The 13,879-nt window shown below is 64.1% G+C and carries 11 protein-coding genes; 6 read left to right on the top strand and 5 right to left on the bottom strand.

Annotated elements, in window-relative coordinates; translation table 11 throughout:
- Positions 1 to 463: 463 nt before the first annotated feature.
- On the bottom strand, positions 464 to 1,012 hold the full coding sequence (locus MnOB_RS24395; RefSeq protein WP_077527051.1) for a hypothetical protein: 549 nt from the start codon (positions 1,010 to 1,012) through the stop codon (positions 464 to 466).
- A gap of 581 nt (positions 1,013 to 1,593) precedes the next feature.
- Here MnOB_RS24395 and MnOB_RS24390 point away from each other — a divergent pair.
- Positions 1,594 to 4,074, top strand: a complete 2,481-nt coding sequence (locus MnOB_RS24390) for a putative bifunctional diguanylate cyclase/phosphodiesterase (RefSeq protein ID WP_077527050.1) — start codon at positions 1,594 to 1,596, stop codon at positions 4,072 to 4,074.
- A 290-nt stretch (positions 4,075 to 4,364) separates the two neighbouring features.
- Here MnOB_RS24390 and MnOB_RS24385 read toward each other — a convergent pair whose 3' ends face one another.
- Together MnOB_RS24385 and MnOB_RS24380 are read right to left on the bottom strand one after the other, a co-directional pair.
- Positions 4,365 to 4,616, bottom strand: a complete 252-nt coding sequence (locus MnOB_RS24385; RefSeq protein WP_077527049.1) for a hypothetical protein — start codon at positions 4,614 to 4,616, stop codon at positions 4,365 to 4,367.
- 169 nt (positions 4,617 to 4,785) lie between these two features.
- Complete coding sequence (locus MnOB_RS24380; protein WP_077527048.1) at positions 4,786 to 5,751, bottom strand: GlxA family transcriptional regulator; 966 nt, start codon at positions 5,749 to 5,751, stop codon at positions 4,786 to 4,788.
- A 222-nt stretch (positions 5,752 to 5,973) separates the two neighbouring features.
- Between MnOB_RS24380 and MnOB_RS24375 the strand changes: the two genes are divergently transcribed.
- The 3 genes from MnOB_RS24375 to MnOB_RS24365 all read left to right on the top strand — a co-directional run bounded on the left by MnOB_RS24375 (position 5,974) and on the right by MnOB_RS24365 (position 9,329).
- The gene (locus MnOB_RS24375) at positions 5,974 to 6,729 is read left to right on the top strand and encodes an SDR family oxidoreductase (RefSeq protein ID WP_077527047.1); all 756 of its coding nucleotides are present in this window, start codon (positions 5,974 to 5,976) and stop codon (positions 6,727 to 6,729) included.
- A gap of 44 nt (positions 6,730 to 6,773) precedes the next feature.
- Positions 6,774 to 7,184: a cupin domain-containing protein gene (locus tag MnOB_RS24370; protein WP_077527046.1), complete on the top strand. Its 411-nt coding sequence runs from the start codon at positions 6,774 to 6,776 to the stop codon at positions 7,182 to 7,184.
- A 435-nt stretch (positions 7,185 to 7,619) separates the two neighbouring features.
- Complete coding sequence (locus MnOB_RS24365) at positions 7,620 to 9,329, top strand: amidase (RefSeq protein WP_077527055.1); 1,710 nt, start codon at positions 7,620 to 7,622, stop codon at positions 9,327 to 9,329.
- A gap of 181 nt (positions 9,330 to 9,510) precedes the next feature.
- Here MnOB_RS24365 and MnOB_RS24360 read toward each other — a convergent pair whose 3' ends face one another.
- Together MnOB_RS24360 and salA are read right to left on the bottom strand one after the other, a co-directional pair.
- Entirely contained in the window at positions 9,511 to 10,866 is a 1,356-nt protein-coding gene (locus MnOB_RS24360; RefSeq protein ID WP_077527044.1) for an MFS transporter, read from the bottom strand.
- Between the two features lie 73 nt (positions 10,867 to 10,939).
- A complete protein-coding gene (gene salA / locus MnOB_RS24355; protein ID WP_234358322.1) occupies positions 10,940 to 12,229 on the bottom strand; it encodes a salicylate 1-monooxygenase in 1,290 nt (429 codons plus the stop codon).
- 136 nt (positions 12,230 to 12,365) lie between these two features.
- Here salA and MnOB_RS24350 point away from each other — a divergent pair, with 136 nt between their 5' ends.
- Entirely contained in the window at positions 12,366 to 13,268 is a 903-nt protein-coding gene (locus MnOB_RS24350) for a LysR family transcriptional regulator (RefSeq protein ID WP_077527040.1), read from the top strand.
- 164 nt (positions 13,269 to 13,432) lie between these two features.
- Positions 13,433 to 13,816, top strand: a complete 384-nt coding sequence (locus MnOB_RS24345) for a RidA family protein (protein ID WP_077527039.1) — start codon at positions 13,433 to 13,435, stop codon at positions 13,814 to 13,816.
- Positions 13,817 to 13,879 lie beyond the last annotated feature (63 nt).

Below are 13,879 nucleotides of genomic sequence, written 5' to 3'. Positions count from 1 at the left end.
CAGCTTAACGCCCTATCGGGGTGTCCAGAATCATTAGGCCACTTCAGCCCGAACCTCGATGGTGGATGTGAAGAGCGACATCCACCCTACAAAACCCACCCCTACCCGACCTCGTAGGGTGGATCACGCTTCACCGATCCACCGTCGGTGCCAGCCCAGACCTCGATGGTGGATGTGAAGAGCGACATCCACCCTACGAACCGTCCCTACCCGACCTCGTAGGGTGGATCACGCTTCACCGATCCACCATCGGTGCCCAGCCCGAACCTCGATGGTGGATGTGGAGAGCAACATCCACCCTACGAACCATCCCTACCCGACCTCGTAGGGTGGATCACGCTTCACCGATCCACCGTCGGTGCCGTGCCGGACCACAATAGTCACCGGCGCCGTGTCAAAACTTCCGAGCGGGCACAAAAAAGCCCGGCGGGTTTCCCGGCCGGGCTTTTTCACATCCTGCCGATCAGCAGGTGCAGCACATCATCGGCATGCCGTTGCAGCTCATCATCATGGGCATGCCGCACTCCATCATTTTCGTCATCAGCGCGCAGCAGTTCTTGAACATCTCCATGTTCATGCCCTGCATCGGCATCATCTTGCACATCATGGCGTCGCCCTGCTTGGAGCACTCCATCATGCACTTCATGGACGGCATGGGCATGCCCATCCCCATGCCCATGCCCATTCCCATTCCCATTCCCATTCCCATTCCCATCATCGGCATCATATTCATCATGCCCATCATCGGCATCATGGCCATGCCGGCCTGGGACATGCACATCATCGACATGTTGCCGCAGTGCATCATCATCGGCATGCCGCAGTTCATCATCATCGCCATCATTTCCGCGCTGTTGCGGAACATCGTCATGTCCATGCCCATGGCCGGCATCATCTTGCACATCATGCCGTCGTCCTGCATGTCGCACTGCATGGTGGCCATCATCATGGGCATGCCCATCATCGGCATCATGGTGTTGGCGGACATCGGCATTTGCATGGCATTCATCATGGTGGCGCTCCCTCAAAGGATGGAATGTGTAACCGGAATGGGGCCGATTCTAGGGGCGCGAATCCGTCGAACAAGATGACGAGGCAGCGTCGACCGGGTACGCCCTGCCTGCATTTTCGTCATCGATGACAGCGCGGCCTTTCGTTATAGCGTCGGTATGAGCGCGATCCCGAACGCGCACGAATGGATAACGTCCTTGCCGACGCAATGGATATGCATTTCAGGAATTAGCAAATAACCCTAGTGAATATTCAATCTAACGCCCGAACACTTTTCGTCCTCAAACCCGCTGCGCGCGAAAGCGTCGTGAGGTGCTGGCCTGTGCTTTCCTGAAACCTCAGTCACAGCGGGCAGAATTGACCTTTCCACGACAGCCCGTCGCCGCCTGCGCACCAGCAGTCGGCCCGCGAAATAATGGCGAATCCATGGCTATGCTTTGAGTGTCACCATGCCGAACGGATTGGGCATGTGGCGCCCGTCCCGGGGGATTCCGGCGCCGAAATTCACACGACAGGACGCCTGGCTTTCTTGAGCTTCGCTTATCAAGTCCGTACAGAAGGACGTTGGCTGGAGATCGCGAAATGGATTCGTTCGAGAGGGAAAGCGCCGCCAACCAGGTCATATCCGCGCACTCGAACACTCAACCCACGACCCGATGGCACCGCATGTACTTCTTCCTTGCGGGCTTCGACGTGCTCGTCGTGGTGCTGAGCGTCCTGCTGAACCACCTGATCGTCGATACCTACCACCGCTCCATCAAGGCCAACCAGTCCTGGGTCCAGCAGCTTTCGTCCTATTCGACCCTTGGCAGCCTCGCGTCGGAAGTGAACGCACCGGGCAACAACGTGTTCGACACCCATGATGTCGAAGCCGAATCGCAGAACATGACCACCGCCTTGCGAGCCTTCGACGAACATCTGGCGAAGGCCAAGCAACAACTCGAAGTGCGAATCGCCCATCAGGCCGAGCACAGCGCAGACATCCAGACCTTCACGCTCACCCTGAAAGGTGAAGTGGCCGAGGTCGATTCAGCGATGGTCGAAATGGTGAAAGAGGCCACGCTCATCTTCTCCTTCTTCCGTGAAGGCAAGTCGGACGAAGCCGGCAAGCGCATGGCGACCATGGACCGCAAGTACGCCAAGCTGCTCGCCTCCCTGGCCACCGTGCGGGAACGCGTCGGCCTGATCCAGAGCAAGCTGCTGGAGGAGGAACTGGAGTCGGTCGAAGAACTGCGCCGCATCGAATACGCCATCATGATGTTCGTGCTGCTGATGGTGACTGCGGCCCTATTCTATGGGCGCCGCATCCGCCGCGAAATGGAATCCCACGCCGCCGAGCGCGAAGGTTATCTGGCCGTGCTGCGCGAGAGCGAACGGCAGTTCCGCCAGCAGGCATCACTGCTGGACAAGGCACAGGACGCCATCGTCGTGCACGACATGGATCACCGCATCCTCTACTGGAACAAGAGCGCCGAGCGCCTTTACGGGCTGCCCCGCGAGGAGGCGCTGGGCAAATCGGCCCAGGGGCTGATCTACCCGAGCCATGCCTTCATCGAAACCGCCACCCACAGCCTGATCGAGCTGGGTGACTGGGCAGGTGAAGTGACGCTGCGACGCCGCGATGGCAGCACCATCAACTTCGAGAGCCACCGCACCCTGGTTCGCGATGACAGCGGCCTGCCGCAGTGCGTCCTCTCCATCAACACCGACATTTCCCATCGCAAGGCCGCGGAACAGGAGGTCAAGCGCCTGGCCTTCTATGACCAGCTCACGGGGCTGGCCAACCGGCGACTCATGATCGACCGCCTGCAGCATGCACTGGCCAGCAGCGCCCGCAGCCAGCATACGAGTGCGGTCATCCTGATCGACCTGGACAACTTCAAGGCCCTCAACGACACCTTCGGCCATGACCGCGGCGACGTGCTGCTGCAGCAGGTCGCCCATCGCCTGTCCGCCTGCATCCGTGAGAGCGATACCGTCGCCCGCCTCGGCGGAGACGAATTCGTGGTTCTGCTGGAAGGCCTCAGCGAAAATCCCCCGGATGCCGCCATCCAGGCCAAGGCGATCTGCGAGAAGATCCTCAGCTCGCTGAACCTCTCCTACCAGCTGGATGGCTATGAGCACCACAGCACGCCCAGCCTGGGTATCGCCCTGTTCCAGGGGCAGCTCAATACCGTCGACGACATCATGAAGCGCGCGGACCTGGCGATGTACCGCGCCAAGGCCGCCGGTCGCAACACCATGCGTTTCTTCGACCCGGAGATGCAGGCGGTGGCCACCGCCCGCGCACGTTTGGAGTCCGACCTGCGGCAAGGCCTGCAGAACAAGGAGCTGTCACTGCACTACCAGCCTCAGGTGAACAGCCAGGGCCGCATCGTGGGGGCGGAGGCGCTCATGCGCTGGCAGCACCCCGAACGTGGGAACGTGTTGCCGGCCGAGTTCATTCCCTTGGCAGAGGAAACCGGGCTCATCCTGCCGCTCGGCCGCTGGGCATTGCAGACCGCCTGCGCCCAGTTGGTGAGCTGGACCAAGCAGCCGGAAACCGCCCGTCTGACCGTCGCGGTAAACGTCAGCGCGCGCCAGTTCCACCATCCCGATTTCGTCGAAGAAGTGCTGACCGTGCTGCGCTTCACTGGCGCCGACCCGAGGAGGCTCAAGCTCGAGCTGACCGAGGGGCTGCTGGTGGAAGACATGGAAAATACTGTCGCCAAGATGATCGAGCTGAAGGAGATCGGCATTGGCCTGTCACTCGACGACTTCGGCACCGGGTACTCGTCGCTCTCCTACCTCAAGAGCCTGCCGCTGGACCAACTGAAGATCGACAAGTCCTTTATCCGCGACGTGCTGGTCGACCCCAACGACGCGGCCATCGCCTGCGCCATTGTGAGCCTGAGCCAGATCCTCGGGCTCTCGGTGATTGCCGAAGGCGTGGAAACCGAGGCCCAGCGCGCTTTCCTCGTCAGCCACGGCTGCCATACCTACCAGGGCAACCTGTTCTCCCGCGCGCTGCCGGCCGAGCAGTTCAAGCAGTACGTCCACGAACGGTCGATGGCCGAACACTGACGCTCCCTGCCCTTGTAGGAGCGAGCTTGCTCGCGAACCTAAGCGACACCTGGAAGTCGGAGCCGGCCGGCTAGCCCCTCACCCCCGGCCCCTCTCCCGCAGGAGAGGGGTGAATCGCGCCGGCGACGCTATGCCACTCTGTGAGGCCGAATCCTGTAGGGGCGATTTCAATCGCCAAGCGAACCGCAGGTTCGCCCTTCAGACTTTCCGGGGCAGCTGCGCTGCCCTTGGCGAATGAATTCGCCCCTACAAGGAATCCAACCGTAGCAAAAGAGCCGGGCCCCGGCTGCTCAGTACTTGATGTCCCGCGCCCTCTCCCGCCCCTGCTGCTTGGTCTGGCGCTTGTCCTGCCGGCACTGGGCGTTGTACTGCTGGTCGGCGGCGCGGCAGTCCTGTTTGATCTGGCGTGCATCCTGCCGTGTTTCCTGCCGTACCTCGCGGGCGGCGCGGCGTTGATCGGCCTGTTCGGTGGCCCAGGATGCGCCTGCCGAAACCGTCAGACACATGGCAACCACCCATACGGGGAATCGAGTAGCAGGCATGACATGACCTCCTCTGACCTGGGGTAACCGCTTCTTTCATTACAACCGATTCTCCCGAAAACGGCGGTGGAGTCGCCAAGCGGCGTAGCTGAACAGGAGGTCACGACGCAGGCCGGACGGTTCCGCGTTCGCCTCTTTCCTTCTCTGGGCGGCTTGCCTAATCGGTGCGTTACAGCACCCGGCGCAAGGATTCCCCGTGGCGTGCGCTGCGTCGAAGCTCCTGGGGCGTTCGACCCGCGACCCGCCGGAAGCTCTGGCACATGCGCCCGGCATCGATGAAGCCATTCAGGCGTGCGATTTCCTCGAAGGTCTGTCGCCCATCCTCGACTTGCGGCCGCGCCGCTTCCACCCGCATGCGTTCGACCGCTCTGGCCGGCGTCACGCCCGTCGACGAGGCAAAGGCGCGCCCGAACTGGCGGACGCTCAGGTTCGCGACCTCCGCCAGGCGCTCGACCGACAGGTTCTCCCGCAGGTGTTCGCGCGCGAAGCTCAGCGTGGAACGAATCCGGTCCGACCCCGGATCGAAATCCAGCAGTGACGAAAACTGGTCCTGGCCGCGCGGTCGCCAGTAGTAGACAACCAGCATGCGTGCCACGGAAAGCGCCATTTCCCGGCCCATGTCCTGCTCGATCATCGCCAGGCTCATGTCGATGCCGGCGGCCATGCCCGCCGACGTCCAGATACCACCGTCCTCGCTCCAGGTCCGGTCGCCATCGACCCTCACGGCCGGATAGCACGCCTGCAACTGCGTTGCGTAATGCCAGTGGGTCGTCGCGGTGCGTCCGTCGAGCAGTCCGCTCGCCGCCAGCAGGAAGGCGCCGGTACTGACACTGGCGGTTCGGCGCACGTGCAGAGAGACTTTGCCAATCGCCCTGGCCAGCACCGCAGCCCATTCACCTTCGGGAAGCTCGGGCGCGCCCACCACAAAGAACGTGTCGAAGTCGACCACCCGCAACGGCTCCGTATAGACACAAAGGCCGCAGGCACTGCGCACCATTCCGCCGTCCAGGGAAACGGTGGTCAGCTGGTAATCAGCGGATGAGAGGTGATTGGCGTTCGAGAAGGCTTCGAGCGGTCCGCTCAGGTCCAGCAGCTCGAAGCCCGGATAAACCAGAAAACCGATGTGCCGGTTCATGGCTGAAATCCCACGATCAATGTCCTTTCCGGGAAGAATCCCCGGCCATAACGTGATCGTCATTGCGAATCACTGGCGATGCGGCGAAGCGCGTCACGCCACCTGGCGACCGCTGCGGTTCCCACACGCCATACAGCCACGAGTGTAGCTCCGGGCTGCCATGCACTCGCTGCCCCCCGACAGATGCACCCTGCGCTGAGTCATCCAACAGGAGGCATGCACATGAAGATCGTCGTTATCGGCGGAACTGGCCTGATCGGAACCCAGCTCTGCAACAACCTTCGCCAGCAGGGGCATGAGGTCCTGCCGGCATCACCGAACACCGGGGTCAATGCCGTGACGGGCGAAGGGCTGCAGGCGGCACTGCAAGGTGCCGATGTGGTCGTCGACGTCGCCAATTCGCCGTCATTCGAAGACGCTGCGGTGCTGGCGTTTTTCGAGGCCTCCGGACGCAACCTGGCCGCTGCGGAAAAGGCTGCCGGGGTAAAGCATCACCTCGCGCTTTCGGTCGTCGGTACGGAGCGGATGCTCAGCAGCGGTTACTTCCTCGCCAAGATGGCCCAGGAGAAGCTGATCAAGGAGTCTGGCGTCCCCTACTCCATCCTCCGGGCCACGCAATTCTTCGAATTCGTCGGTGCCATCGCGCATTCCGGTACCGAGGGCAATAGCGTTCGCCTGCCGCCCGCCGCCCTGCAGCCAATCGCCTCGGCGGATGTCGCAGCCGCCCTGACCAACATCGCGGTACAACCGCCAAGCAATCAGACGACGGAAGTTGCCGGGCCTGACCGCAAGCCCATGGGCTGGTTCGTCAAGGCCTACCTCGACCACAACAACGACCAGCGGGAGGTGATTGCGGATGCCGGAGCCACTTACTTCGGTGCACCGGTCGACGACCAGTCGCTGACCCCAGGGGCCAATCCGATCATCGGCGCGACGCACTTCGAGGAATGGCTCAAGCAAGCCGCCGCACCGCGCTAGCGGCCGGGCCACCACATCCCGTTCGACGGAACCAGGAGCGCCACATGCGAACCCCTCACCTCGTCGCCCTCTTCTCCCTCTCATGCATTACGGTCGCCATCGCGCAGGACACGGGAACGTCCGCCCCGCCCCCGATCGTCAAGCCGGTCATGACCCAGGCGCTTCCGGACTACCCCGGCAAGGAAGTGCTGATGATCACCGTGGAATATCCGCCCGGCGGCGCCGACCCGGTCCATCGCCACGATGCGCACGGTTTCATCTACGTGCTGGAAGGCACCATCGTCATGGGCGTGAAAGGCGGTCAGGAGGTCACGCTGATACCCGGGCAGAGTTTCCATGAAGGCCCGCAGGACCTCCACACGGTCGGACGCAATGCCAGCCAGGACAAACCCGCGAAGTTCCTGGTCTTCCTGCTGAAGGACGTGGGCAAGCCGCCGGTAATCCCCGTCGACTGAGGGGGCATTCGTGACTTTTCCTCCCGAAAGGCTCCGGACGATTCCTGGGTCATCGCGCCGCGACGTTTCCTTGTGAGCGTCGCGGTTCGTCATTTCAGGTTCAGCGCGCGCGAACACAGCTCACCACAAGGTCAAGACCTTTTCTATCCAGCGGAGCGGAAGTCCGTCGTCCGGCTGGCCACTATCCGACTACCCTCCCCGCATCGTCCCGCCAGGAACCTCGTTAGCTGATGCACGCCAGCGATGCCGCGGCTTCGCGCTTGGTGCAAAATAGTGCGCCAAATACCCCCGGTTCTGGTTACAGCCCCCTGTTGCGTGATGGCTGAAACGAGGGCCGAAGTGATGACCGTCTTCGCAAGTTGATGTTCCTGGACCCAGCGTCCAGCGTGATGGAGAGATTCGATGCACAACCCAACAACCACCGGCGGTGACAGCATGATCGAGGTAACCGAGGTTTCCATTGCCCAACTGCGCGCCGCGCTCGAGTCCGGCCGGACGACCGCTGTCGAGCTGGTCAAGGCCTATCTCGCCAGGATCGATGCCTACGATGGTCCCGACACGCCCACCGCCCTCAACGCCGTAGTGGTGCGCAACCCCGAGGCGCTCAAGGAAGCCGAAGCCTCCGATGCCCGCCGCGCGCGCGGCGAGACGCTCGGACCGCTGGATGGCATTCCCTACACGGCCAAGGACAGTTACCTGGTGAAGGGTCTGACCGCCGCGTCCGGCAGCCCGGCCTTCAAGGACCTGGTCGCCTATCGCGATGCGTTCACCATCGAACGGCTACGCGCCGCCGGCGCCATCTGCCTGGGCAAGACCAACATGCCGCCCATGGCCAACGGCGGTATGCAGCGCGGCGTCTACGGCCGTGCGGAAAGCCCCTACAACGCGAACTACCTCACCGCCCCCTTCGCCTCGGGCTCGTCCAACGGGGCGGGCACGGCGACCGCAGCCAGCTACTCCGCATTCGGCCTGGCCGAAGAGACCTGGTCGAGCGGACGCGGACCGGCATCCAACAACGGCCTTTGCGCCTACACGCCTTCGCGTGGGGTGATCTCGGTGCGCGGCAACTGGCCGCTGACGCCGACCATGGACGTCGTGGTGCCCTATGCCAGGACCATGGCCGACCTGCTGGAAGTGCTCGACGTGGTGGTCGCCGAAGATACCGACAAGCGCGGCGACCTGTGGCGCCTGCAGCCGTGGGTGCCGATCCCCGCCGTCTCCGAAGTGCGCCCGGCGTCCTACCTGGACCTCGCCGCCGGCCCCGAAGCCCTCAAAGGCAAGCGGCTGGGCGTGCCGCGCATGTTCATCAACAAGGACGAACTGGCCGGCACCAGCGAGAAGCCCGGCATCGGCGGACCGACCGGCCAGCGCATTAACACCCGCGCCTCGGTCATCGATCTCTGGGAACAGGCCCGCAAGGCCCTGGAAGCGGCCGGCGCCGAAGTCATCGAAGTGGACTTCCCGCTGGTGTCCAATTGCGAGGGCGACCGTGCCGGCGCGCCGACCGTGTTCAACCGCGGCTTCGTTTCCGAGCAGTTCCTGCATGACGAGCTGTGGGAACTGTCCGGCTGGGGCTTCGACGATTTCCTCCGTGCCAACGGCGATCCCAAGCTGAACAAGCTGGCCGACGTCGACGGCCCGCAGATCTTCCCGCACGACCCGGGCACCCTGCCGAACCGCGAGGATGACCTCTGCGCGGGCATGGACGAATACGTCAACATGGCCAAGCGCGGCCTGAAGACCTGGGACCAGATCGAAACCCTGCCCGACGGCCTGCGCGGCCTGGAAATGACCCGCAAGCTCGACCTGGAAGACTGGATGGACGGCCTGAAGCTGGACGCCGTGCTGTTTCCCACCGTGGCCGACGTCGGCCCGGCGGACGCCGACGTGAACCCGCAATCGGCCGACATCGCCTGGAGCAACGGCATCTGGGTCGCCAACGGCAACCTGGCGATCCGTCACCTGGGTGTACCGACCGTCACCGTGCCCATGGGCGTGATGGCGGATATCGGCATGCCCATCGGGCTGACCTTCGCCGGCCGCGCGTACGATGACTCGGCCCTGCTGCGCTTCGCGGCGGCCTTCGAGTCGACCGGCTCGAAGCGCCTGATTCCTCCGCGCACCCCGTCCTTGGCACGCGGCTGAGGATGGGATTGGCGGGATTGGGGCTGCGAGTCCCAATCCCGTTTGAAGAGACTCACAGCACGCCCCCATCTCCCCCCGCCCTTCTCGCTGAAGATGAGAGGGGTGACTCGCGCCGGTAACGACCCGGTCATCCTGAAGCACGCATGGACCAACCGGGGCAGGCACGTCGACAGGCCTTCGCTCAACCCGCGACGGATTCCAGCGGCTTTTCTGCCGCACCGCTGACCATCCCTCCCCTGCCTGGCCGGTGCCAGAGGAACACCAGGATGGCAGCGGCGCCGATCAGGCCCGGCAGGGCGAAGGCCAGGAAGCTCGCCTGGATCGGCAGTTGCGCGGCATGCAGCGCCCCACCCAGCAGCGGACCAATGATCGCGCCGATGCGTCCTATGCCCATGGCCCAGCCCAGTCCGGTTGAGCGGATATGTGCCGGGTAGAACTGCACTGCGCAGGCGTTGGCGAGAATCTGCGTGCCGATGGTGCAGGCACCGGCCACACCGATCAGCAGGTACAGCACGGGTAGCGGGGATTTCAGCGCTAGCAGGCTGAGGGACAACGCGCCCAGGGCGAAGAAAGCGAAGAGCACGCGACCGAGGCCGATCCGGTCCCCGAGCCAGCCGCCGCCGATGGCGCCGAAGATGGCCCCGAAGTTCAGCACCAGCAGGAACGCGAGACTGGAGTTGAGGCCGTATCCGGCGGCGTTCATCAGTTTCGGCAGCCAGGAGCTCAGGGCGTAGACCATCAGCAGGCAGCAGAAGAACGCCACCCAGAGCATCAACGTGCTCAGCGTGCGTCCATCGTGGAAGAGCTGGGCAATGGCGGCCTTGCCCGCCTGCCCCTGGGCCAGCCCAAGCTGATCATCGGCACGGGGCTGATAGTCCGGCGCGGCCTTTTCCAGCAGCTCCCTGGCCATCCCGACCTTGCCCTGGCGAACCAGGAAATTGATCGATTCGGGTAACTGGCGAACCAGCAACGGCAACACCAGCAAGGGCACCACGGCGACGAAGAACACCGCCTGCCAGCCCCAGTGCGGTATCAGCGCCATGCCCAGGCCGGCGGACAGCATGCCGCCGACCGAATAGCCGCTGAACATGACCGCCACCAGGGTGCTGCGAATCTTCTTCGGCGCGTATTCGTTCATCAACGCGACGACATTCGGCATGACGCCGCCGATACCGAGCCCGGCGATGAAGCGGCAGATTGCGAACTCCTCGGGGGTGCGGGCGAAGCCGTTGACCACGGTGAAGCCGCTGAACAGGACCACGCAGGTCATGATCGTCTTGCGCCGTCCGATGCGGTCCGACAATGGGCCGAAGAACAGCGCGCCGAACATCATCCCCACCAGCGCGCAACTGCCGAGCAGGCCAGCCTGGAGCGCGCTCAGGCCCCAGGTCTGCATGAGCGCGGGTAGTACCACGCCGTAGATGACCAGGTCATAGCCGTCGAAAATGATGATCAGCGCGCACCAGAACAGCACGCGCGCGTGGAAGGCATTGAAGCGTGCCCCGTCGAGCAGGGCGGAAACGTCGATGGTACGCATGGCATGGCTCTTCTTGTCATTGTTATAGAGCCGGAGCGGCCTGCAGGGCTCGCCCCGGTAGGACGCGGCTTGATCAGGCGCAGCGACTTTCGGCCGTCCAGCCCAGACGCGACCGCGCCTGGGCGACGTCCGCGTCCAGGTCGTGGTTCCACAGCCAGTCGAAACGACTGGCCAGGGTCGCACCCAGCGCCTGCTCGTTGTCGCCGGCGAGCGGGTCGCGCAGTTCATACAACTCGCCCGCCTCCCAGGAGGTGCGCTGGACGCGACAGGCGCGTGGTCGGCGCAACGCGTCGTAGGCCGCGAGCAACTCATCCAGATTGCCCTGGCTCAGGTGCGGATCACCCAGCAAGCGCGCCAGGAAATACGCGTCTTCCAGTCCCTGCCCTGCCCCGGCTCCCTGGTGCGGCAGCATGGCGTGGGCCGCGTCGCCGATCAGCGCCACCCGCCCGTGCACGTAACAAGGCAGCTCGGCCAGGTCGTGCAGTGCCCAGTGGGTGGGTGCCGGGATGCATTCGAGCAGGATGCGCGCGGCATCGCCCCAGCCATCGAACGCTTCGAGCATTTCGCGTTGGCTGGCCTCTCGCACCCAGGAGGCGTCCTCGGGCCATTCGGGATTGGGCTGGCTACGGTCGGATACGAAGGCCACCACATTGATGATGCGGCCCTGTTTCACTGGGAACGTGAGGATGTGGCCATCGAGGCCGAGGTACATCTGCGGTACATCCACCAGATGCTCATCGACCCCGGCGGCGCGATAGGCCTCACGCAGGCGCTGGCTGTCGATCAGGCCACGATAGGCGCAGGTGCCAGTAAAGCGGGGAGCGGCCGGCGTGGCGCCGATACCCTCCAGGACATGGTCGCGCAGGGAGGACTTGATTCCGTCGGCGGCGATCAGCAGATCGCCCCGGTATTCGCTGCCATCGGTGAACAGCACCCGAGCCTCGTTACCCTGCTGCTCCACACTGACGGCGCGTTTCCTGAAGTGCGCCACGCCTTCGGGCAAGCGGCTGGCCAGCACGTCCAGGAAGTCCGCGCGGTGCACCGAGGACTGCCCCACGCCCGGCGCAATACTGGCGCCGATGTAGCTCGCATCGCTGCCACGGCGCCATTCGAACCAGACGTCCTGCCAGGGCTCCGGGGTACGGTCGGCGACCTGCCCGTAAGGCTCGGCCAGGCCGAGGCCGGCGATGGCCCGGACTGCGTTGGCGCCAAAGGAAACGCCTGCACCGACCTCACCGAAAGCAGGTGCGGACTCGAACAGCTGAACGTCGAGATGGGAATGACGGCACAGGTCCAGTGCCAGGGCGACGCCGGAGATTCCGCCGCCGATGATGCCGACGCGCAAAGCAGGCTTCTTGCTCATGTTCGTACCCATGAAGGTGTTGTTGTTGGAGTGGAACCATCATGGCGATACGAGGAATATTGATAAATGCACCGACTCGCATACAGACTATTCCAGATGTGAATATTCCTCTCACCTCCACCTCCCGAGACACCCCATGGACCTGCGCGACCTCGACCTGAACCTGCTGGTGGTCTTCAACCAGTTGCTCATCGACCGGCGCGTCTCCACGGCCGCCGACAACCTGGGGCTCACCCAGCCCGCCGTCAGCAACGCCCTAAAGCGCCTGCGCGTCGCCCTGCAGGACGATCTGTTCGTGCGGACCTTCCAGGGCATGGAACCCACGCCCTACGCGGCGCAGCTTGCAGAACCGGTGTCGCTGGCCATCCAGACCCTGCGCGACGCCCTGAGCCGCCAGGACAGCTTCGATCCCCTGACCAGCGACCGCACCTTCACTCTCGCCATGACTGACATCGGCGAGATCTACTTCACCCCGCGCCTGATGGACGCGCTGGCCCGGCTGGCGCCGAAATGCCGCATCAGCACCGTGCGCAATACCTCGGTCACGCTGATCGAGGCCCTGCAGAACGGCACCGTCGACCTCGCCGTGGGCTTGTTGCCGCACCTGCAGGCGGGCTTCCACAAACGCCGCCTTTTCCACCATCGCTACGTGTGCATGTGCCGCAAGGACCACCCGGCCACTCGCGAGCCGCTGACCCTGGAACGGTTCAGCCACTACGGCCATGTGCGGGTGATCGCTGCAACCACGGGCCACGGCGAGGTGGATGCTCACATGTCGCGGCTGAGCATCGAGCGGGATGTGCGCCTGGAGGTGCCCCACTTCGTCGCTGTCGGGCATATCCTCCAGCGCACCGACCTGCTCGCCACCGTGCCCCAGCGCTTCGCCGACTCCTGCGTGGAGCCCTTCGGGCTGGTCGCCCTGCCGCATCCGGTCGAACTGCCCGAAATCGACATCAACCTGTTCTGGCATGCGAAGTACCACCGCGACCCCGCTAACCGCTGGATCAGGCAATTGATGTTCGAGCTGTTCGCGGATTGAGGACGAAGCGCCTGCTCGCCCAACCTACAGGCTGGATCGTTTCTGACCTGCGGCTTCTGGGGCGGTCCACGGCGCTATACACTGGCCGCCCCGGCGGGCCTGGCTGACCGAGCCCGCCAAGGTGGCCACGCAGGCCGCTTTCCTACTTCTCGAGCAAGATAGCCATGGCAAACCACGACCTCACCTTCCTCCCCGATCCCGATCCGGAATCCATCTCCTCGGACGTCGCCAGCTTCGGCGGCGTGCTGGTCTCCACCCAGATTCCCACCCGCGCCGACGGCAGCCTGGAACTGGGCGACATCGTCGCGCAAAGCGAATGCACCCTGCAGGCGCTGAAGGTCGCGCTGGAGCGCGCCGGCAGTTCCATGGACCGGGTCATGCACCTGACCATCTACCTCACCGACATGGCCGACCGCCCCGCCTTCAACGAGGTCTACCAGCGTTTCTTCGCCAAGCCCTGGCCGGTTCGCGCCGCCGTGGGCGTGGCCGAGCTGGCCGTGGAAGGCATGCGCGTGGAAGTCACCGCGATGGCGGCTGCCAAGTCGTAGCCTGGAGGAGGTCCGGGGTACTGACTGTAGGAGCGAGCTTGCTCGCGAAAAATTGTGCTCAGA

The organism is Metapseudomonas resinovorans (genome assembly GCF_002003485.1).
GTDB lineage: Bacteria > Pseudomonadota > Gammaproteobacteria > Pseudomonadales > Pseudomonadaceae > Metapseudomonas > Metapseudomonas resinovorans_D.
The sequence above is the reverse complement of the archived record's forward strand: the minus strand, read 5'-3'. Positions and strand labels throughout refer to the sequence as shown.